Source organism: Novosphingobium oxfordense, from assembly GCF_044029435.1.
GTDB lineage: Bacteria > Pseudomonadota > Alphaproteobacteria > Sphingomonadales > Sphingomonadaceae > Novosphingobium.
In genome coordinates this window covers 1,410,567-1,430,454 of sequence record NZ_CP147008.1, presented here as the reverse complement: position 1 = coordinate 1,430,454, position 19,888 = coordinate 1,410,567, and the positions used below count along the sequence as shown (strand labels likewise).

21 protein-coding genes are annotated in these 19,888 nt (G+C 64.7%); 12 read left to right on the top strand and 9 right to left on the bottom strand.

Annotated elements, in window-relative coordinates; translation table 11 throughout:
* Positions 1-31: 31 nt before the first annotated feature.
* From WBP07_RS29110 to WBP07_RS29100, 3 genes are read left to right on the top strand one after another with little or no spacing between them, the layout of a single operon-like run.
* Positions 32-1,693: an FAD-dependent oxidoreductase gene (locus WBP07_RS29110; RefSeq protein WP_395396716.1), complete on the top strand. Its 1,662-nt coding sequence runs from the start codon at positions 32-34 to the stop codon at positions 1,691-1,693.
* Entirely contained in the window at positions 1,690-2,211 is a 522-nt protein-coding gene (locus tag WBP07_RS29105; protein ID WP_395396715.1) for a VOC family protein, read from the top strand. The genes WBP07_RS29110 and WBP07_RS29105 overlap by 4 nt, the downstream gene beginning before the upstream one ends.
* Positions 2,212-2,222: 11 nt before the next feature.
* Positions 2,223-2,594, top strand: a complete 372-nt coding sequence (locus WBP07_RS29100; protein WP_395396714.1) for a putative quinol monooxygenase — start codon at positions 2,223-2,225, stop codon at positions 2,592-2,594.
* Positions 2,595-2,803: 209 nt separating this feature from the next.
* Here WBP07_RS29100 and WBP07_RS29095 read toward each other — a convergent pair whose 3' ends face one another.
* From WBP07_RS29095 to WBP07_RS29080, 4 genes are read right to left on the bottom strand one after another with little or no spacing between them, the layout of a single operon-like run.
* Positions 2,804-3,223, bottom strand: a complete 420-nt coding sequence (locus tag WBP07_RS29095) for a nuclear transport factor 2 family protein (protein WP_395396713.1) — start codon at positions 3,221-3,223, stop codon at positions 2,804-2,806.
* Between the two features lie 25 nt (positions 3,224-3,248).
* Positions 3,249-3,797, bottom strand: a complete 549-nt coding sequence (locus WBP07_RS29090; RefSeq protein WP_395396712.1) for a VOC family protein — start codon at positions 3,795-3,797, stop codon at positions 3,249-3,251.
* On the bottom strand, positions 3,794-5,116 hold the full coding sequence (locus WBP07_RS29085) for an SRPBCC family protein (protein ID WP_395396711.1): 1,323 nt from the start codon (positions 5,114-5,116) through the stop codon (positions 3,794-3,796). Before WBP07_RS29085 ends, WBP07_RS29090 begins: the two co-directional genes overlap by 4 nt.
* A complete protein-coding gene (locus tag WBP07_RS29080) occupies positions 5,113-5,655 on the bottom strand; it encodes a nuclear transport factor 2 family protein (RefSeq protein ID WP_395396710.1) in 543 nt (180 codons plus the stop codon). Before WBP07_RS29080 ends, WBP07_RS29085 begins: the two co-directional genes overlap by 4 nt.
* Positions 5,656-5,839: 184 nt before the next feature.
* On the opposite strand from WBP07_RS29080, the gene WBP07_RS29075 reads away from it, so the two are divergent.
* The 4 genes from WBP07_RS29075 (at position 5,840) to WBP07_RS29060 (ending at position 9,098) form a co-directional block, all read left to right on the top strand.
* A complete protein-coding gene (locus WBP07_RS29075) occupies positions 5,840-6,523 on the top strand; it encodes a TetR/AcrR family transcriptional regulator (protein ID WP_395396709.1) in 684 nt (227 codons plus the stop codon).
* Between the two features lie 88 nt (positions 6,524-6,611).
* A complete protein-coding gene (locus WBP07_RS29070) occupies positions 6,612-7,955 on the top strand; it encodes an SRPBCC family protein (protein WP_395396708.1) in 1,344 nt (447 codons plus the stop codon).
* On the top strand, positions 7,955-8,641 hold the full coding sequence (locus WBP07_RS29065) for an SDR family oxidoreductase (RefSeq protein ID WP_395396707.1): 687 nt from the start codon (positions 7,955-7,957) through the stop codon (positions 8,639-8,641). The genes WBP07_RS29070 and WBP07_RS29065 overlap by 1 nt, the downstream gene beginning before the upstream one ends.
* A 16-nt stretch (positions 8,642-8,657) precedes the next feature.
* On the top strand, positions 8,658-9,098 hold the full coding sequence (locus WBP07_RS29060; protein ID WP_395396706.1) for a nuclear transport factor 2 family protein: 441 nt from the start codon (positions 8,658-8,660) through the stop codon (positions 9,096-9,098).
* Positions 9,099-9,105: 7 nt separating this feature from the next.
* On the opposite strand, the gene WBP07_RS29055 is transcribed toward WBP07_RS29060, so the two are convergent.
* From WBP07_RS29055 to WBP07_RS29045, 3 genes are read right to left on the bottom strand one after another with little or no spacing between them, the layout of a single operon-like run.
* On the bottom strand, positions 9,106-9,456 hold the full coding sequence (locus WBP07_RS29055) for an EthD domain-containing protein (protein WP_395396705.1): 351 nt from the start codon (positions 9,454-9,456) through the stop codon (positions 9,106-9,108).
* Positions 9,453-10,247, bottom strand: a complete 795-nt coding sequence (locus tag WBP07_RS29050; RefSeq protein WP_395396704.1) for a sugar phosphate isomerase/epimerase family protein — start codon at positions 10,245-10,247, stop codon at positions 9,453-9,455. Before WBP07_RS29050 ends, WBP07_RS29055 begins: the two co-directional genes overlap by 4 nt.
* Before the next feature lie 14 nt (positions 10,248-10,261).
* Positions 10,262-11,440 carry an aromatic ring-hydroxylating dioxygenase subunit alpha gene (locus WBP07_RS29045; protein WP_395398269.1) on the bottom strand — a complete coding sequence of 393 codons (1,179 nt, stop codon included), beginning with the start codon at positions 11,438-11,440 and terminating at the stop codon, positions 10,262-10,264.
* Positions 11,441-11,594: 154 nt separating this feature from the next.
* Between WBP07_RS29045 and WBP07_RS29040 the strand changes: the two genes are divergently transcribed.
* Positions 11,595-13,220, top strand: a complete 1,626-nt coding sequence (locus WBP07_RS29040; RefSeq protein ID WP_395396703.1) for an AMP-binding protein — start codon at positions 11,595-11,597, stop codon at positions 13,218-13,220.
* A 190-nt stretch (positions 13,221-13,410) separates the two neighbouring features.
* Here WBP07_RS29040 and WBP07_RS29035 read toward each other — a convergent pair whose 3' ends face one another.
* Positions 13,411-14,214 carry an SDR family NAD(P)-dependent oxidoreductase gene (locus WBP07_RS29035; protein WP_395396702.1) on the bottom strand — a complete coding sequence of 268 codons (804 nt, stop codon included), beginning with the start codon at positions 14,212-14,214 and terminating at the stop codon, positions 13,411-13,413.
* 138 nt (positions 14,215-14,352) lie between these two features.
* Between WBP07_RS29035 and WBP07_RS29030 the strand changes: the two genes are divergently transcribed.
* Complete coding sequence (locus WBP07_RS29030; protein WP_395396701.1) at positions 14,353-15,111, top strand: SDR family NAD(P)-dependent oxidoreductase; 759 nt, start codon at positions 14,353-14,355, stop codon at positions 15,109-15,111.
* A gap of 256 nt (positions 15,112-15,367) precedes the next feature.
* Here WBP07_RS29030 and WBP07_RS29025 read toward each other — a convergent pair whose 3' ends face one another.
* Entirely contained in the window at positions 15,368-16,381 is a 1,014-nt protein-coding gene (locus WBP07_RS29025) for an NADP-dependent oxidoreductase (RefSeq protein WP_395396700.1), read from the bottom strand.
* Between the two features lie 152 nt (positions 16,382-16,533).
* Here WBP07_RS29025 and WBP07_RS29020 point away from each other — a divergent pair, with 152 nt between their 5' ends.
* From WBP07_RS29020 to WBP07_RS29010, 3 genes are read left to right on the top strand one after another with little or no spacing between them, the layout of a single operon-like run.
* Positions 16,534-17,184: a TonB-dependent receptor plug domain-containing protein gene (locus WBP07_RS29020; protein WP_395396699.1), complete on the top strand. Its 651-nt coding sequence runs from the start codon at positions 16,534-16,536 to the stop codon at positions 17,182-17,184.
* Positions 17,181-18,839 carry a TonB-dependent receptor gene (locus tag WBP07_RS29015; RefSeq protein WP_395396698.1) on the top strand — a complete coding sequence of 553 codons (1,659 nt, stop codon included), beginning with the start codon at positions 17,181-17,183 and terminating at the stop codon, positions 18,837-18,839. Before WBP07_RS29020 ends, WBP07_RS29015 begins: the two co-directional genes overlap by 4 nt.
* A gap of 36 nt (positions 18,840-18,875) precedes the next feature.
* On the top strand, positions 18,876-19,640 hold the full coding sequence (locus WBP07_RS29010; RefSeq protein ID WP_395396697.1) for an SDR family NAD(P)-dependent oxidoreductase: 765 nt from the start codon (positions 18,876-18,878) through the stop codon (positions 19,638-19,640).
* The last annotated feature ends 248 nt before the right edge of the window (positions 19,641-19,888 follow it).

Below are 19,888 nucleotides of genomic sequence, written 5' to 3'. Positions count from 1 at the left end.
AGGCCCTGAAGAGGCCATCGGGAGAGAGATAATGACCAATACGGCATACGATCTCGTCGTGCTCGGTTCGGGTGCGGCGGGGCTGACGGCTGCGCTGACGGCAGCCGAGCATGGCGCGAAAGTTCTCGTGGTCGAAAAGGGCACGAAGCTGGGCGGCACTTCGGCCTGGTCCGGCGGGCAAATCTGGATCCCCTGCAATCCGCACCAGAAGGAATTCGGCAAGGAAGACAGCCGCGACAAGGCGCTGACCTACCTCGCATCGATGTCCAACGGACTGATCGAGCCCCAGATGGCGGAGGCCTATATCGACGGCGGGGTCGAGATGGTCGCCTTCCTCGAAGGCCGCACGCCGGTGAAGTTCATGGTCGTGCCCGATTTCCCGGACTACCACCCCGAGCAGCCCGGCGCGGCATCGCGCGGCGGACGGACGCTGGAATGCGCGGTCTATCCCTATGGCGAGCTGGGCGAATGGCGGGACCGGGTGGAAGTCTCGCCCTATTACTGGCCGCACGTCTACTTCACCGTGGGCGAAACCTCGCTGGCGCAGGCCATACCCGATCCGCTCGATCCGGCTGAAGCCAAGCGCCGCGCCGACAACGACGAGCGCGGACTGGGCCATGCCCTCGTCGGCCGTCTGCTGCGCGGATGCCTCGATCGCGGCGTGGAATTCCGGCTCGGCACCGGCGGCAAGGAGCTGCGGATCGAGGACGGAGCGATGAAAGGCGTGGAGCTGGACGACGGCACCGTGATCGACGCGCCCAACGTGGTGCTGGCGACCGGCGGGTTCGAACACAACGAGGCGTTCAAGACCGCCTTCCTGCGCGGCCCGCTCACCTCGCCCGTTTCGATCCGCACCAATACCGGTGACGGCCTACGCATGGCGATGAAGGCCGGGGCCATGCTCTCCTCCATGCGGGAAGCGTGGTGGATGCCGGTGGTGGAGGCCCCGCTCAACGAGATGGGCCGCATGCTGTTCACCGGCGAGCGCACGCTGCCCGGCACGATCATGGTCAACAGGACCGGCAAGCGCTTCACCAACGAGGCCGCCAACTACAACGCGTTCGGTGCCGCATTCCATGTGCAGGACCTCAATTCCTGCTCCTGGGCCAATCTTCCCGCCTGGTGCCTGTTCAATCAGGCCTTCTACGACAAATGGGGCTTCCTCGACACGCAGCTGATCGGCGTCGGCGACGGCGACCACAAGCGCGAGCCTGCCGACTGGATCGTGCGCGGTGACACCCTGGCCGAACTCGCGGACAAGCTGGGCATTCCGGCGGACGCGCTGGAAGCCACGGTGGAACGCTGGAACGCCATGGTCGACAACGGCAAGGACGCCGACTTCGGCCGGGGCGACAGCTACTACGACCTCTACTGGGGCGATCCTGACGCCAAGGGCCGCAAGGAAGCCACGCTCGGCAGGATCGACGGCGGGCCGTACTACGCGGCCGAGGTGAAGTCCGGCGCACTGGGCACCAAGGGCGGGCCGAAGACGGACACGCTGGGCCGCGTGCTCGACGTTGACCTGAAGCCGATCGACGGGCTCTATGCCGCGGGCAACGCCATGGGATCGATGATGGGCATGACCTACGGCGGCGGCGGCGGCACGCTTGGGCCGGGCATGGTCTTCGGCTATCTCGCCGGCAAGCACGCCGCCCAGCGCAACGTCGGCGCGGAAAGCACGGTGGCGGCATGAGCGCGCCGCGTTCCGACGTTCTGCCCGGTATCCTGGGTGTCCATCACATCGGGGTTTCGGTGCCTGATCTTGCCAAGGCGCGGCACTTCTACCTCGATATCCTGGGCGCGGTGGAGGAAGTTGAACCACTGCAATGGGCGGACAATCCCTTCATCGACGAGATCGTCGGCCTGGAAGGCAGTGCGGCGGAGCAGTTCTTCTGCCGGCTTGGCAACGTGCAGATCGAATGCTTCGAATATAGCGCCCCGAAGCAGAAGCAGGCCCAGGATCCGCGCCGGGGCGTCAACGAATATGGCTATACTCATATCGCCCTGCAGGTGGAGGACCTTGCCGCCGTTCACGAGCGGATCGTCGCGGCGGGCCTGCCCGTCCACGCCCCACCCGAACTGGCGACGATCACCACCGACGCGAACGGCACCAGGCACGGTTATGCGGGCACTTACTGCCGCGACTACTTCGGCAACGTCTTCGAAATCCTGGAAATCCACGAGACGCCGGCGATCCGTCCGATCGTCTGAAAGGACCAAGTATGCGCATCATCGTCGCCGGAACCCTCCGCTTCGCCGGAGACGAGGCGCTCTGCACGCGGATCATCCAGGGCGGCTCCGAGCACATCGCTTCCAGCCGCCAGGAAGAGGGATGCGTCGCCTACAACTGGGCGGTCGATCCGCTCGATCCGGGCCTGATCCACGTCTACGAGGAATGGGAAAGCGAACGCGCCCTGCTCGGCCACTTCGCGCATGCATCCTATGCGGCGATGCGCGAGCATCTGGGCGAGTTCGAGCTGACGGGTTTCGCGGTGCAGCTCTATTCCGCCGCCGGGATCGAGCCCGTTTATGATGACGAAGGATGGCCGCGAACGGAGATATTCGGCGTCTCGCTTCAGAACTCAATCCACTGAGGCCCCAACCCCTCAACGCACTTCCCACCGCTCAACACCCACCTCACCCAACCAACCCCGTCATCCCCGCGAAGGCGGGGATCCCGCTTGTTCCTGCGAGCGGGGCGAGAAGGAAGCGGGGCTCCCGCCTTCGGGGGGGCGACGAAACATTGATTGCCAGCCTTAGTGCACCGACCATGGACTGATCGTTCCAGCGGGATTGATGCCCCTCACCCCTCCGGCGGTATCAGAAAATCCATCGTATACCGCGTGGCCTTCCACCCCGCCGAGGTGCGCACCACGTCGAAATAGTACCGCCCATGGACGGTAATCCCGCCGCCCGCCTTGTACCGCCCCATGCCGATCACATAGGCCCGGATCGAGGCTTGATCGCCTTGATAGGCCGTGATCGCGAAGTTGGTCAGGTAATGCGCGTGGGCCGCCATCCCCGCGAACGTATCGCGAAAAAACCCGCCGATCGCGCCATGCCCTTCCAGGTTCGGAAAGCCGATACCGGACAGATCGAACACCGCATCTTCCACGAAGATGTCCAATATCCCGTCGATGTCGTGCAAGCTGTCCACGGCGTGGGCATAGGCGATGAGCAGGTCCTGGATCGCCAGGCGATCCTCGACGGGGCAGTGCACCATGGGCTTTGGTTCCTTGGGTGAGGAGTTATGCCGGAAAGCCAGGGCGGATCGGGTCGGTCGCGCCGTCCCAGCCGTCAGCGGCTTGGGCGACGCGGCGGAAGAAGTCGGACTGGGCGAGGTTTTCCTCGATCAGTTCGACCATGCAGCCGATCGCCGTGCTCGTATCGATGTAACTGAAACGGAAGCCGCCGAAGGTGCCGTCCACCGCCGCTTCGAAACCCTGGTCGCGGTAGTGCGCGTAGGCCGCATCGTAATCGGCCGTATAGATGGCAAGGTGATGGAAACCGCCCTGCCCTTTCGCGATAGTGTCGCGATAGGCGGAAGGGTTGTCGCAGTGCTGCTGCACCAGTTCCACTTGCACTCCGCCCCACTGCGCGATCGCCACCGAGAAATCGAGGCCGCCGGCCGACCGTCCGCGATGGCGATATTCCTCCAGCACGACATGCGGCACGGTCAGAAACGGCCCAATGCCGGTGGTTCGCGTCCAGCGCGCGCAAGCGGCGTGCAGGTCGTCGACCATCCACGCCGCCTGCATCACGTGCCGCCCCGGCACGCCGGGCGCGGGGCCGTTCATTCCTGCGGCTGCACCATGTCGTTGAGCAGTTCGTGGAACCGCTGCACGCGCTTTTCCTGGCCCGGTAGGATGCAGCCCTTGAAGCCGCGCGAGTTGAGGCCCTGTTGCTGGCTGGTACCGATCGACAGGTCCTGATCGGCCACGAAGCCCACCGAAACGCCGTCGCCGTAAGTCGAATGGCGCGCCACCGCGTCATGCCGTAACGGCACGGTGCCGAGCGGGGTCTCCACCTCTCGCATCCCCGCAATCGGCGGATAGAGGCACCAATGCTGGAAGATGCATTTCTCGGGATCGGTCGGATGCGGTTCGGTGCGCAGCACCTGCAACTGCTCCGGGCTCATGGTCAGCGTCAGGTTGGGAAATAGCGTGCAGTGGAAATAGTCCACCAGTTGCTGGTCGCTCATCTGGTCATAGTTGGTGAAGCCCCGCTCAGGCCCCAGCCGCCGCTTCGCCTCGATCACCGCGGCGCGAAGGTCGCCGGTATGGCCGGTATAATCCGCCGGATCGATGCCCCAGGCCTGCGCGATCTGGTCGAGCGGGGCGGGAACTTCGGTGGTGTGGTAATCGACGCGGGTGGTAGCCTGATGGCCCTTCATCCACATCGAGTTGTGGCCCGAGGGGTACATCTCGAACAGCGTATCCGGCAGCCCGTCGTTGATGAACGTCGCCAGTTCCGGGTGGATGGTCGGCAGGTGGTAGCTCTCGTTGAAATTGTCGCGAATGATCTTCCAGTTGAATTCGCAATCGGCCGAGAGGTTGAGCACGCGCACCCAGTTGTCGATGCCGTAACCGGCCAGACGCTCCGGGAAAGGCGCGAGCCATTCGTGCAGCGGGGCGACATCATCGTCCATGCACCAGAAAACGAACGGCCCCCAGGTCTCGCAGCGCAGTTCGGACAAGTGGACCTTGCCGCAGGGGCTGCCACCCTCGAAGTCATCCGGGTCCTGCACCTTGATCAGCGTGCCGTCCAAGTCGTAGGTCCAGTTGTGATAGCCGCAGGTGATGCGGGGCACGCTGGTCACATCGGCCAGGATCAGCCGGTTTCCGCGATGGGGGCAGGAATTGTAGAAGGCGCGGATGGAATCGTCCTCCTGCCGCACCATGATCACCGATTCCTTGGCGAAATTGTGCCGAATCACATCGCCCGGCTCCTCCAGATCGGCCAGCACGCCGCCAAGGTGCCAGACCTTGGGCCAGAGGTTCTTCATCTCGCCCGCCATCCATTCCTTGGAGATATAGCGGTCCGCCGTGATCGTGTCCCCGCGCACCGGCGGATCGTATTCCTGCGAGTAGCGGGAAACCTTGCTCTGGAGGTTCATGAACGTACTCCTGATTGGCTGGGATCCGCGCCGCGCCGGCCGCCGCGCACGGCGCCGGGATTGGCGGCAAAGAAATCGAGCGAACCGGGATCGTCCTTGACCCAGTCGGTCACCAGCAGGCGCGCGGTGATGCGCCATTCGCCGTCCCGGCAGGCATATTGGTCAAGGTAGCGCCCGGCGATGAAGAGATCGCGCACCGCGCCGCCCTCGTCGCGCACGCCGTGCCAGGCCTGGAAATAAGCCTCTCCGCTTGCGCTATCGCCCACAATCTCGATGCGGTGCTGGCCCAGCAAGTGATGCGTGGCCTCCATCGTGCCCAGGAAGTCCTGGCAGAAGGCCACGAATTCGTCCGCCGTGCCCTTCATCAGCCCGCAGTCGACCACGGCATCGTCGTGGAAGGCCCGGCGCTGCAGGACAGGGTCCAGCCGGTCCAGCCCGCGCATGTAGCGGTGCGCCGCCTCGGCAATGTCGCGCCGCGCGGCAAGGTCGCGCAGTTCGGCGGCGAAATCGAATCCTTGCGCCAGTTGCGCCTCGGTCATGGTCTGCCTTCCTCTCCGCCCGCGCATGCCTTTGCGGCATGTCTGGAGGGGCTCGCGGTCGGCCTTGCTGAAACCGACTCATCTGCCGGTTTTATGGTCTGCCACGGCACAATTCCTCACCTGCGACTTAGGCTAGGTGACGCATGGGAGGCGGGACAGGCAGCCTTGTCGTCAAGGAGAGGCCATGAACAGCGAGACCCTTCAGGACCGCATTCTGGGCGCCCTGGCCCCGGATATCCATGCCGAGCCGCCGGCCAAATGGCAGCAGCGCAAGAGCGCGCGGATGCGCGAGCGGCTGGTCTCGGCGGCGATCGACTGCCTGGTGGATCACGGCTATCCCGGCCTCACCACCGCCGCCGTCGCCGCCCGCTGCGACGTTTCGCGCGGGGCCATGCACCACCACTTCCCCTCGCGCATGGCGCTGGTCGCCGCCGTGCTGGACCACGCGGTCTATCACCGAATGCGCAGCTTTCTGGACGACTATCTCGATGCGCTTTCCCGCCGCTCGGGCGAACCGAAGATTGAGCTGGCGTGCGAGGCGCACTGGCGATCGGTGCAGACGCGCGAATATGCCGCCTGGCTGGAACTTGCTGTCGCCGCACGGACCGATGGCGAACTCTCCGCGATCTTCGCCCCGGTCGCGCGCCGCTATGACGAGATCTGGATGAGCGAGATGATCGAGGCCTTTCCCCAGTGGCGCGACGATTGGGACAACCTGAAACTGGCGCACGATTTCACCAGCGCCCTGCACATGGGCATGCTGCTGCATCGCCCGATCTTCGGTGATGGGGAGCAGGACGGAAAGCGGATGGACCGCCTGCGCCGCTTCGCCGCGCGCACCATGCAGGACCTGAACGAACGGCGATAGGCGCGGGCTTTCTCGCACAAGTGACAGGTGCCGCGCCGATCGTCCGCCACCAGACTGGCCGGCAAATCGAGAACGGGAGAGCATCGACATGAACAAGCCTGCCGAGGGCATGGCCCCGCTCGACGGCCGCGATCCCGCCAATCTGCGCGGCGATCCGATCACCGGTGACCGCTACTTCGCCCGCGACTTCGCGCAGAAGGAGTGGGACCACCTCTGGACCCGCATCTGGCACATCGCCGGGCGCCTGGCCGACATTCCGGAACCGGGCGACTTCATGGTGCACGATTTCATGAAGGAATCGGTGATCGCGATCCGGCAGGACGACGGCAGCGTCCGCGCCTTCTACAATTCCTGCGCGCATCGCGGCATGCGGCTGGTACGCGGCATGTCCTCGGTCGATACGATTTCCTGCCCCTATCACGGCTGGCGCTACGCCCTCGACGGCAAGCTGGTCCATGTGCAGGATGAAGGCGACTTTCCGCAGGGCAGCCCTTGCGGCAAACTGTCTTTGAAGGAGCTTCGCTGCGAAAGCTGGGGCGGCTTCGTCTGGTACACGATGGCCGGGAGCGGCCCAGGCCTGCTCGACTATCTGGCGCCCCTGCCCGAAGTCTACGCGCGCTATCCGATGGAAACGGCCGTTCGCGTCGCCTGGTATCGCATTGCGTTGGATGCCAACTGGAAATTCGTGACCGACAATTTCTCCGAAAGCTACCATACCCGCACCGCCCATCCGCAAGTGCCACCATGGATCGATCAGGACGTCGACACCGCCCGGCATGAGATGTGGCCCGCCGGACATGGTCGCACGGTGCAGCCGATGCGCCCCTCGCTCTCCGACCGGCTGCCGGACGATTTGCCGCATCCCTACAAGCTGATCCTCCAGTCCTGGGGCATCGATCCGGATGGCTATGCCTCTTACGAGGACATGGCGATGCAGGGCTGGCTGGACCTGAAGGCCGTGAAGAAGCGCGACTGGAAGGAACGCGGCTATCTTCATTACGAGCATATGGACGAGGAGGAGATCACCGACAGTCCGCACACGGTGATCTTCCCCAATGTCACCATCAGCTTCCTGCCTGATCACCTTCTGCTGTTCCGATCCGAACCCCATCCCGACGATCCGGAGAAGTGCTTCTTCGACTTGTGGTGCATGGCCTTCCCGGTGGCCGGGCAGGACATGGTGGAATCGGTGATGGCCGGGCCAAGGCCGCTGCGCGAGGCGGCGGAATGCGAGCACCGCGCTTTCGACGGCGGCCGGGGCATTCCGGAACTCGCCGGGCAAATCGTCTATCAGGACATGGAACTGGCCGAAGGAATGCAGGCGGGAATGCATTCGCGCGGCTATACCGACGCTTACCTGCCGGCGCAGGAAACCCGCGTGCGCTTCTTCCATGAAGTGCTCAACGACTGGATCGAAGGAAGGAAGCCCTGATGGCGAACGTGGCAATCACCGGTGCGGGGCGCGGCATCGCGCTCGAACTCGTCAAGCTGCATCTGGCGAAGGGGGATCGGGTTTTCGGCCTGCTGCGCGATCCGAACGGCGCCGCCGCGCTGCGGGAAATCGCCGCCGGGTCGGGTGGCCGCGTCACGCTACACGCGATGGACGTGGCGAACGATGCCTCGGTCAAGGCAGGCGCGACGGATACCGGAGATGAGGCGATCGACGTGCTCTACAACGTCGCGGGCGTATCGGGCAGCACCACGTCCGAGCTGGCGGATGCCGATTTCGCGGACTGGCTGGATGTGTTCAACATCAACGTCAACGGCCCGATGCGCGTGTTCCAGGCCTTCCTGCCGCGCCTGAAGCCGGGCGCAAAAGTCGTCAGCTTCGGCAGCCAGGTGGGCGCATCGACATGGCCCTATGCGGGGTATGAGGCCTACTCCGCCTCCAAGGCGGCGCTGCACCGGCTGATGGTCTCGCTAGCGCTGGGCACGAAAGATCGCGGGATCATCGCGATCAGCGTCCATCCCGGCTGGGTACAGACCGACATGGGCGGCCCGCAGGCCGAGCTGACCCCGCAGGAAAGTGCCGAAGGCATCGCCGCGCTGACCGAACGGCTAACCCCGGCGATGTCAGGCGGGTTCTACAAGTGGAACGGCGAACCCCACGCGTATTGAGGCAGGAGACCCGCCCATGGCCTTCACCGGACCGCTGGAAGACCGCATCCTGATCCGCGAACTGCTGGATACTTACGCCCACGGGGTGATGACGCGCGATGCCGAGCTGTGGGCGGGAACATGGGCGGAAGATGCCTACTGGGCGCTGCCCGAGTTTCCCGACCTGGGCGGCTATACCGGCAAGCCGGCGATCGCTGCCGCCTGGGCGGAATCGATGAAGCGCTATGGCCTTGGCGGTGGCAGCCGGCCGATGATCTACGTCGCGCATCCCGGCGAGATCCGGGTGGAGGGGAACCGGGCGACGGCGATCTCCTACACTTCCGAAATCTTCGAGGATCCGGCCAGCGGCAAGACCATGCGCCTACGCGGCCGCTATGCCGACGAACTGGCGCAGATCGACGGGCAATGGCTGTTCACCCGGCGTGAATACACGACGATGGACGCGCGGGAAGATTGAGAGGTCTTTAGCTCATATCCGAACTGGCTTCGCTGACGCTGAACGTGCGTATGCGCGCGCGATCGAACAGGCGCTCCTCGTCTTCGGCGATCATCGCCTGCGTCGCGGGATCGGCCAGCGAGGCGAAGCAGGCGTCGCGCGCGGCCTCGTCGGGAAAGTCGATCTCCATCACCACATCGGCGTCGCAAGGCTGGTCCACACCGTCGAGCGGGGCGAGATAGCGACGGACGTAGCGCGTGGCATGGCCGGCCAGCACCCGCTCACCGATGCGGCGGTGATGCGTCTCGTAATAGATGCGAAAGTCCTCATGGCTCATGCCCTGCCGGCGCTTGAGCAGAGTGATGACGGTAACCGTCACGCCAGCGTGTCCAGCCAGCTGCGCGTGGCATCAAGCACCGCCTTGGCGCGCAAGGCCGGATGACTGAACGCCTCCCGCAGCGCGGCAGAGCGCAACTCTATCGACAACGGGACATCCACCGGCAGCGCCTCCAGCAGTGCCGCCAGCGGCAGCGCGCCCTCGCCGCATTGTTCGCGTAGGTCCACGGCATCGGTAATCACGGCAGCGAAATCAGCGGGATCGGGCCGTACTGTGCGGGCGTCACAGAACTGCGCATAGGGTAGCAGCGCCGGGTCGATCGCCGCCACTTCTGCCACGGTCGTGCCCGAACGATCGACATGGATCGGATCGACCAGCACCGCCGCCAGCGGATGGTCGACCTGGCCGATCACGTTCAACGCCTGTTTCAGGTTCCGCACTTCGGTAAAGATGCCGAATTCCAGCGCCACACGCATCCCCGAACCCTCCGCATGGCGGCACAGCGCGGACAGCGTGGCGGCGGTTTTGCCGTGATCGGGATCGGAGGAGACGCACAGCACATTCGCCGCGCCCAATTCCGCGCCCACGTCGATCACCTTGCGATGATCGTCCAGCGCGGAGTCGGGCTTGATCCAGACCACCTCCACATCCAGCACGGGAAGCCCGGTGCGGACCAGCGCCGCGCGCGTTTCCCGCGTCGATTGCACCGTCCATTCCGCCGGATCGATCCAGAGGCCGACCGCGTCGAACCCCGTCGCCGCGCCCGCCTCCACCACGTCCACCGCGCCAAATTCGGGCAAGACGCCCGAAGCGAGCGAAAGCTTGCGCGCCATCTGTCCCGCCCGCCTTACATCTGCGGTTCGGGAAGCGAAGCGTCGTCCTGCAGATACCAGTTCAGCCACTCGTGGAAGTACTGGTTGCCCCTTTCGTTGCGACCGAAGGTAAGCTCGTCATGCGCCCCGGATTCGAGGCCTTTCTGGATCTCCAGCCCGATGACGTAATCCTCCTGGTAGGTTACGTCGCGAAAGAAGTTCATCGCCGCTTCCACACCCTCGCGGTCCGCCTCATCGCGCACGGGATCGCGTCGCAGATAGTTCAGCACGGTGCGGTTGCGATCGGGCGTCGGTCCCGGGAAAAGCTGGGCAACCTGGGTGATTTCAGGCGCAATGAAGATCGAAACGTTAGGGAAGAAAATCCGCACGAAATCGTAGCCGTAGTTCTCCTTCAAACCCCATTCCGCACGCGGCACGTCCTTTAGCTGCTCGGCGATCGAGTGCTGGGGGAAACCGATACGGATGTTCGGGCCGAAACCTTCGTAATGCGTGCAGTTGGACGGCGTGCGCGGGAAGATCGTTTCCGGGTGAAGCGACTGGAAGTGATAGCCCTCCAGATACCCATCGAAGGCGATCTTCCAGTTCGCGCCCTCGATCGTGCGGTTGCCCAGGTACGTCCAGTCCGCAAAGTCGAGCGCGTCAAAATCCTCCAGGAAACCCCGGAAATGATTGTCGAGGTCTATCGGCGCATTAGGCGTCAGGCAGACGAAGATCATTCCGCTGCGTTCCTCGCACGGAAGCTGGCGCAGGCCCATCTCGGCCTTGTCGACCTGTCCGAACGTGCTCGCCTCCGAAATGCCGAGCAGGCGGCCATCGGCCCCGTACGTCCAGGCGTGATACTTGCAGGTGAAGCGCGCGCAGTTGCCATGCCCGTCCGCCGCCACCGGTGCGCCCCGATGCGAACAGACGTTCAGGAACGCGCGGACCTTACCCTGCTTGTCGCGGGTGATCAGCACCGGCAGGCCGACGGCTTCCATCGCCTTGTAATCGCCGGGATTCGGCATTTCCGCCGTGAAGGCCAGCATCAGCGGCACGCGCTTGAACACCAGCTCCATCTCGGCGTTGAACTGGTCCTTGTCGGTATAACTGGCTGTGGGGACCTTGTAGGTACGGTCCGTCTGGAAAGTCTTCTTGTTCTCGACGTAATCGAGCATGATCTCGGCAACGTCGCCAATCTGCTTCACGCGGTCCACTCGGTCCTCTCCCGCATCGTTATCGTCCCCGATCCTGTGCGCCCCGGCGAGTGGCGGCAAGCTGCGCAAGGTGATAGGTCGACAGGAATCGATCGGCATCGGATTGGCACTTTGGCCAGTTGGCCGCGATCTTCGGCAGGGGCAGTCATCGGCGATGATGGAGAGGAACGAAAGCCCCTGGGCGTGGCTGGAAACGCCGCCGCCGCACCTTGCCGCCTATGCCGGAACAGGCGTCTGGGATCCGCGCACGATCGCGCAGCAGGCAGCAGCATTGGCCGAGGCAGACCCCGATTTCGTGGCGTTGATCGACGGCGATGTTTCGGTAACCCGCACGCAGGCGCTGACCGATGCGGAAGCGCTGTCGGCCGCCCTGTACGCGCGGGGTCTGCGGCCGGGTGACGTGCTGGCGTTTCAGGTGCCGAACTGGCGTGAGGCGATGGTAATCAATCTGGCCGCCGCGATGTCCGGCCTGGTGGTCAACCCGATCGTGCCGATCTACCGGGACCACGAAGTAACGCAGATGCTGGCCGACTGCCGCGCCTCCGCGCTGTTCGTGCCGGCGGCCTTCCGCAAGTTCGACTATGCCGCCATGGCCGCCCGCATCGCCGCCGATCTGCCGGACTTGCGCCACGTCTTCACCGTGCGCGGGGACGGCGCGAACGATTACGCCGCGCTTGTCGCCGAAGGACGCGCCGCCCGCTTCTCCCGGCCCACGGTCGATCCGCTGGGTGTAAAAATGGTGCTCTACACCTCCGGCACCACGGGCAGGCCCAAGGGCGTGCTGCACAGCCACGTCTCGATCGCCCGGATCCTGCGGACAAGCGCCGCGCATTGGGGCCTCGCCCCCGGTGAGGCGACGCTGATGCCGTCCCCCGTCACCCATGTCTCTGGCTATGCCAACGGGCTGGAGGCGCCCTTCATCTGCGGCACGCGCACGGTGCTGATGGAAAGCTGGAACGCCGCTGAGGCAGTAGCACTGATCGACTCGCACCGGCTGGTCGGCACGGTGGCGGCAACGCCGTTTCTAGTCGAACTGGCGGCAGCGGCACGGGCGGCGGGCAATCCGCTTCCCTCATTCCGCTTCTTCGCCTGCGGCGGCGCGGCGGTTCCGGCGGACCTGATCCCGGCCGCCAATGCCGCTTTCGCTCAGTGCCGGGCGTTCCGCGTGTTTGGGGCGTCCGAAGTACCGCTGGTCACCTTCGGCTGGCCGCATGATGGGGCGCTTGCCGCCACCACCGATGGCAAGGTGGTCGATTACGAAGTGCGGATCGTCGACGACGAGGACCGCGACCGGCCCGACGGGCAGGAAGGCGAAATCCTCGCGCGCGGGCCGGGCATGTTACTGGGCTATGCCGACGCCGCGCAGACGGCCGAGGCGATTACGGAAGAGGGCTTCTTCCGCACCGGCGACCTTGGCGTTCGCTCAGCCGAAGGCGCGATCACCGTGACCGGACGCAAGAAGGACCTGATCATCCGGGGCGGCGAAAACATCTCCGCCAAGGAGATCGAGGACGTGCTTCATGCGCACCCGCTGGTGCGCGAAGCGGCGGTGGTCGCCATGCCCCACGCGCGCCTCGGCGAAGGGGTCTGCGCCTACGTTATCGCAGCGGAGGGCCCGGTTTCGGGCGAAGACCTTGCCGCCCACGTAGCGGCAAGCGGTCTGGCGCGACAGAAAATCCCGGAGCGCTTCGAATTCCGCGACGATTTTCCGCGCACCGCCTCGGGCAAAGTGCGCAAGGACCTGCTGCGCAAGGATGTGCGGGCGTTGCTGGTTCCGTGAGGTCCGAGCAGCTGTCCCGGACGATCTGATTCAAGCGAAACCTGTGCCTCCTCCGCATCGTCGCCCCCGCGAAGGCGGGGCCCCGCTGCCTTTGCGCGCTCTCGCCCTTCTCAACAGAAGCGGGATCCCCGCCTTCGCGGGGATGACGGGATTGAGACGGGATTCGACGCTCTGGCTGCGGCGAAGTCGCTTATCCCCCCATCGCCGCCGCCACGGCTGCCTCAATCTCACTCTTCATCGGATTGCGCCGCAGGGTCAGCCCGCCGTTCACCTGAAGGTTCTCGCCGGTCATGAAGCACTCATCGCTGGCCAGCCAGACGGCGGCGGCGGCGATGTCGTCCGAAGTGCCGATGCGACCGAGCGGATAACCGGCGAGGAACGCGTCGAACAGCCCCGGCACCTGCTTGGCCTCCGCCGTCATCGGCGTATCTGTCAGTCCCGGCGAGATCGAGTTCGCCCGCACCCCCTCTTGCCCGAATTCATTGGCCACGCAGCGGATCACATGGTCCGTGCCCGCCTTGGTGCCCATGTAGGCGGCGTGGTCGTCCAGCATGATCGTCGCGGTGGCGGAACTGATCTGGATGATCGATCCACCCTCCCCGCCCCGGCTGCGCGCCATGCGCCGCACCATCGACTGAAAGAAATGAAACGGCCCCACATATTGGAGCATGGTCATCGCCATCACATCCTCGTGCGTGGTGTCGAGGAACGGCTTCAGCAGCCCCCAGCCAGTGGCATTGAGGGCAATGTCGATGCCGCCCAGCTTCGCGGCCGCTGCTTCGGCCAATGCCTCGACGCTCTGCGCATCGGTCAGGTCACAGGCCGCCCATTCGCAGCCATTACGCGCGGCGAAGTCGGCCAGAACCGCCTCCTTGCGTCCCGAAACCAGCACGCGCGCACCTTCCGCGATGAAGCGCCGGGCGATGTGCTGGCCCATGTTGTCCGGGCTGCTGGCGCCCAGAATCACGGCGCGCTTGCCTTGCAGTCGTCCCATCGTTCTCTCCCGTTTGTTCCGTGGGGCTAGCATGGCGGGCGGCGCCTCGTTCCTGACCAAAATAGGAGTGGCCCCCGGCCCCGCGAGCGGCGACAACCGGGGCACAGAACAACGCGCGAAGGCAGAGGACAGGCAGCCATGGATCTTGGACTGAAAGGCAAGAAGGTCATTCTCACCGGCGGCAGCCGCGGCATCGGCCGCGCGGCGCTGGAAGTCTTCGCGGAGGAAGGCTGCGATATCGCGTTCTTCTCGCGCAATGCCGAACAAGTGGCCGAAACGGTGGAATCGCTGGCGCGCCACGGCGGCATCGTTATCGGCGAGGCGCTCGACATGCTGGACCACGGCGCTTACGTCGAATGGCTGAAATCCGCTGCCGACCGGCTAGGCGGCTGCGACGTATTCGTCCCCGGCGCCAGCGCCTCCGGCTCCGGCGCGACGGGCGATTGGGAAGCCTGCTTCGCCGCCGACATCAAGGGCACCGTGCTCGGCTGCGAGACCCTGCAGCCCTGGCTAGAGAAATCGGCCGCGGGCGCCATCGTCATCATGGCCTCCACGGCGGGGACCGAGACATTCATCGTGCCCCAGGCCTTCAACGCCATGAAGGCGGCGCTGATCGCCTATTCCGGCCAACTCAGCCAGATGGTGGGTCCGATGGGCATTCGCGTGAACTGCGTCTCGCCTGGCCCCATCAAGTTTCCCGGCGGCAACTGGGAAGCGATCGGGCAGGCCATGCCCGAACTCTACCAGGCCACCGAAGCCACTTTCGCGCTGGGCCGCTGGGGCGGGCCGGAGGAAGTGGCGCGCACCATCGTGTTCCTCGCCAGCGCAGCCTCCTCCTACACCACCGGAACCAATGTCGTGGTCGACGGCGGCTATACCAAGCGCGTGCAGTTTTAAGCATTACCCTCCGAGCATGGAGCTGACGGCGGACCGCAAGGTCCGCCGTCTTTTTTCTTGATGGCGCGGGGCCTTCAAAAAGCCCGCCTTGAGCCAGTTTGAGATATACGCTTCCAAGCGATTTCCCCCACTCCCGTCATCCCCGCGAAGGCGGGGATCCCGCTTGTTCTTCGCGAGCGTGGAGGATGGAAGCGGAGCCCCCGCCTTCGCGGGGGCGACGGGGTTTTTCGTTGGCCGGCACACGCTGGCCCCGCGCTCAAGCAATCCGCAACACCAGCTTCCCGGTATTTGCCCCGGAAAACAGCCGCATGAACGCCGCATAGGCGTTCTCCAGCCCGTCCTGCACATCCTCATCCGCGCGGAGGCGGCCGTCGGCCAGCCATTTCGCCATCTGCGTGCCGCCTTCCGCAAAACGGTGGGCATAATCCGCGATCAGGAACCCGTGCACGGTCGCCCGCCGCGTCAGCACTTGCCAGAGGTTGCGCAGGCCCAGCTTCTCCGGCGCATTGTATTCGCTGATCAGCCCGCAGAGCACGATCCGGGCATGGAGCGCAAGGTTGAACACCTCCGCCTCCAGTACTGGCCCGCCCACGTTCTCGAACACCACGTTCGCCCCATTGGGTGCTGCCTCGGCAATCGCGGCGACCAGCGCGGCGTGATCCTTGTCCTTGTAGTCCACGGCGGCATCGAAGCCGTAATCCTCGATCAGGCGGCGGCACTTCTCCGCGCCGCCCGCAATGCCGACCACGCGGCAGCCGACAATCTTGCCGAGTTGCCCCACCGCCGACCCCACCGCGCCCGCCGCGCCAGAGATAAGCAGCGCCTCGCCCTCGCGCGGCTGTGCCACTTCCAGCAGGCCGAAATAGGCCGTCAGACCCACCGCCCCGAGAGCCGAGAGGTAGTTGGAGGGCGAGGCCACCGCATCGACGTCGATCGGCATCGTGAAGCCGCCCGGCATCGCCAGCGAGTAATCCTCCAGCGCATTCAGGCCCATCACCCATTGCCCCACGCGGAAGTCCGGATTGTCCGAGGCGTGCACTACACCCACCGTCGTCGCGCGCACCGGATCGCCCAGCGGGATAGGCGGCATATAGCTGGGCGTATCGTCCATCCACCCACGCTGCGCGGGATCGAGCGAGGCGTAATGGTTACGCACCACTATGCCACCGGGTGGCGGCGCCGGTACGGCCTCCTCCACCAGTACGAAATCCTCGGGCACGGGTTCGCCAACGGGTCTGCGGGCAAGCAGGAAGCGGCGGTTTACGGGCATGGCGTGGTTCTCCTCTCCAGCATCCGCTGCCTCGCCATTCCCTGCCTAGTGTGCACCTGTGCAAATTGTCAGGTCGGGCTCGGACTGAATTCGTAGCATAGTAGCAGAGTAAAAGACGGCTACACGAATAGTCGGGGAGAGGGAGAAAACCAATGGCATCCGCACATCGTCGCGGAGCGTTGCTTGTCGCACTATCGACAAGCGCGCTCTCATGCATCGCGTCTCCAGCCTATGCCCAAAGCGAGGGTGCCAGCGCTGCCCCGCCGGAAGCGCCGGCGGCCACTCCCCAACACGCTACGGTGGATGCCACCGAGATCATCGTCACCGCCCGCCGGCGTTCCGAAACGCTGCAATCGACGCCCGTGGCGATCACCGCGATCAACGCCGCGATGCTGGAAAACAAGGCGGCGGTGAACATCGGCGACCTTCAAGGTGCCGCGCCGGGCCTGCTGATCACCCAGCAGAATTCGGGCGCGCAAGCGGCGAATATTTCCATCCGCGGCCTGACCTATGCCGATATCGAAAAGTCCCAAACCCCCACCGTGGGCGTCGTGGTGGACGGGGTAACGATCGGTACCAGCACCGGCCAGCTTCAGGACGCGTTCGACATCGCACAGATCGAAGTGCTGCGCGGGCCGCAGGGCACGCTGTTCGGCGCCAACACGATCGGCGGCGTCATCAACATTACCCGTACCAAGCCCACCATGCAGCCGGGGGTGCGGGCGGAATTCACCTATGGCCGCTGGAACACCTGGCCGCCAAGGCCATCGCCAACTATGGCGATGGAGAGACCTGGGGCGTGAAGGCCTGGTACTTCCACGACCAGACCGACGGTTTCTACCACAACGTCACCCGCGACACGAGCGACGGCTGGAGCAAAGGCGACAGCTATGGCGCCAGCGTGCTGTTCGAACCCAAGGGTACGGGTTTCGACGCGCAGTTGAGCGTGGAGAACGTGGTCCAGTCGTTCAACCCTGTGGTCAGCAACCTGACCAACAGCACCGAAGTGTTCTGCCAGTACGAGCCGGCGAACCAGTGCAATCGCAACACGACGAGCGACCTCTATACCACGTTCGGCGATGCGGCGAAGAGCACCTATCACGCCCCTAACGCTACCTTGCAGATGAACTACGATCTGGGCGGCGTGAAGCTGACCTCGATCACGGGCTGGCGGCACAGCAAGGAGCGCCAGACGCAGGATTTCGACGGATCGTCCACCGATCTCTACTATGTCGACCGGCGCCAACACTATACCCAATGGAGCCAGGAACTGCGTGCGGCCGGCAACCTGTTCACCGGGTTCGATTACGTGGTCGGCGGATACTATTTCCACTCCAACTACGACCTGATCCAGTGGACGCGCCTGTTCGGCTTCGATTCGTCCATCCCACCGACGACGTTTGACAAGAATCCGCAGAGCGTGGAGGGCAGGACCACCAGCTATGCATTTTTCGGAGACTTCAACTGGGCCTTTGCCGACAAATGGCGCCTCTCGTTCGGTGGACGCTGGTCCCATGACAACAAGAAGCTGACCAACAGCTTTGCCGAAACCGGTCTGATCGGATCAGGCGATGCCAACTTTTCCAAGTTCACGCCGAAAGTGGGTATCGACTATCGGCCCAATTCGGACGTGATGCTTTATGCCAGCTGGTCGCGCGGATACCGGTCGGGCGGGTTTAGCCCGCGCGCGGCAACGGAAGATACTGCCAGCACGCCGTTTCAGCCGGAGACCGTGGACGCCTACGAAATCGGCGCCAAGCTTTCCGCCTTCCAGCGCAGGGTGCAGATCAACCTGGCCGCCTATGTTTCCGACTACAAGAACATGCAGCAGAACCTGACGGTGCCCGGCGGTCCCACCGGCAACCAGACGATCACCGGCAACGTGCCCGGCGGCGCGCTGATCAAGGGCATCGAGATGGACGGGACCTTCCGCGTGATGCCGGACTTCACGATCACCACTTCCGCTGCCTACATGAAGTCGCACTTCCGCAATTTCGTGACCGACGGGGCCTATGGCACGCTGATCGTGCCGTTCGACTATTCGGCGAACCGGCTGATCTACGCCCCGAAGTTCACCGCTTCGATCAATGGCGACTACACCATTCCCACCAGCTTCGGCAAAGTGGTGGCAACGGCGGGATGGCGCCATATCAGCCCCTATGACGAGCAGATCTCGCAAGCCTCGCTCACGCCCGTGCTCGATGCCGACGGCAACGTTACCAGCGTGATCGTCAACGGCAACGACCCGCGCGTGCGCACCACGACGCAGGATCTGGTCGATGCCAGCCTGACCTTCAATTTCGATATCGCCGACAAGGAAGCCTACCTGCGCGTGTTCGGCCGCAACCTTCTGAACGAGAAGACGACGACGCACGCCTTCACCGTCGCCGGGCTTTGGTCGTTCGGCATGGCGCTGGAACCGCGCACTTACGGCGCCACCATCGGCATCAAATTCTAGGCCCTTATCGGGTCGCACAATCGGAGTAAGAAAAGCATGGGCCGTCTGGAAGGCAAGATCGCGCTGGTTACCGGCGCCGGAAACGAACGCGGGCTGGGTGCAGCTACGGCGCGGCGCTTCGCGGAGGAAGGCGCGTTCGTCTATCTCACCGACCTGGACGCAAAGGGCGCCGAAGCCGTCGCCTCCGCAATCCGCGACAGCGGCGGCCAGGCCGAAGCTTTCGCGCAGGATGTGACGAGCGAGACCGCATGGGAAGACCTCTTCCAGGCGATCGAGAAAGGCCATGGCCGACTGGACGTGCTGGTGAACAATGCCGGCATCGCGGTGCTGAAGCCGCTGACCTCGCTCTCGATCGCGGATTGGGAGCGGCAGAACAAGGTCAATCTGGACAGCGTGTTCCTGGGCACGCGCCGCGCGGTGGAACTGATGCGCAAGACCGGCGGGGGCGGATCGATCGTCAACCTCTCATCCATCGGCGGGCTGGTCGGCGTGCCGATGTGCGGGGCCTATGGCGCCGCCAAGGGCGGCGTGCGGATCTTCTCCAAGGTCGTCGCGATGGAATGCGCGGCGGAGGGCATTCGCTGCAATTCGGTGCACCCCGGCATGATCGAGACGGCCATGCAGGACGTTGCCCGGCACGACAATCCCGAAGGCTTCAAGGAGATCGTCGCATCCATCCCGATGAAGCGCATGGGCAGCCCGCTCGACATTGCGAACATGATCCTGTTCCTAGCCAGCGATGAGGCGAACTACATCACCGGCGGTGAGTTCGTGGTGGACGGGGGCGTGACCGCAATGTGAGCCGGCCGGCCTGGGCTGCGCGCGAAAAAAGCGGTGCCCGGGCCGGTTCGTCCCTGCCGGACGGATCTATCGGCTCAAGCAGGCAGCGCAAATCGGCCGCTTCTGCCTCTATCATTTGCCGCTGCAACGAGCGCGCATTTCTCGGCGGCACGATGCGATGCGCCACGAGCGCTGAAGAAAACTCCCTTCGTCATCCCCGCGCATGCGGGGATCCCGCTTATTACTGAGCCATCGCGCTTAGCCGCAGA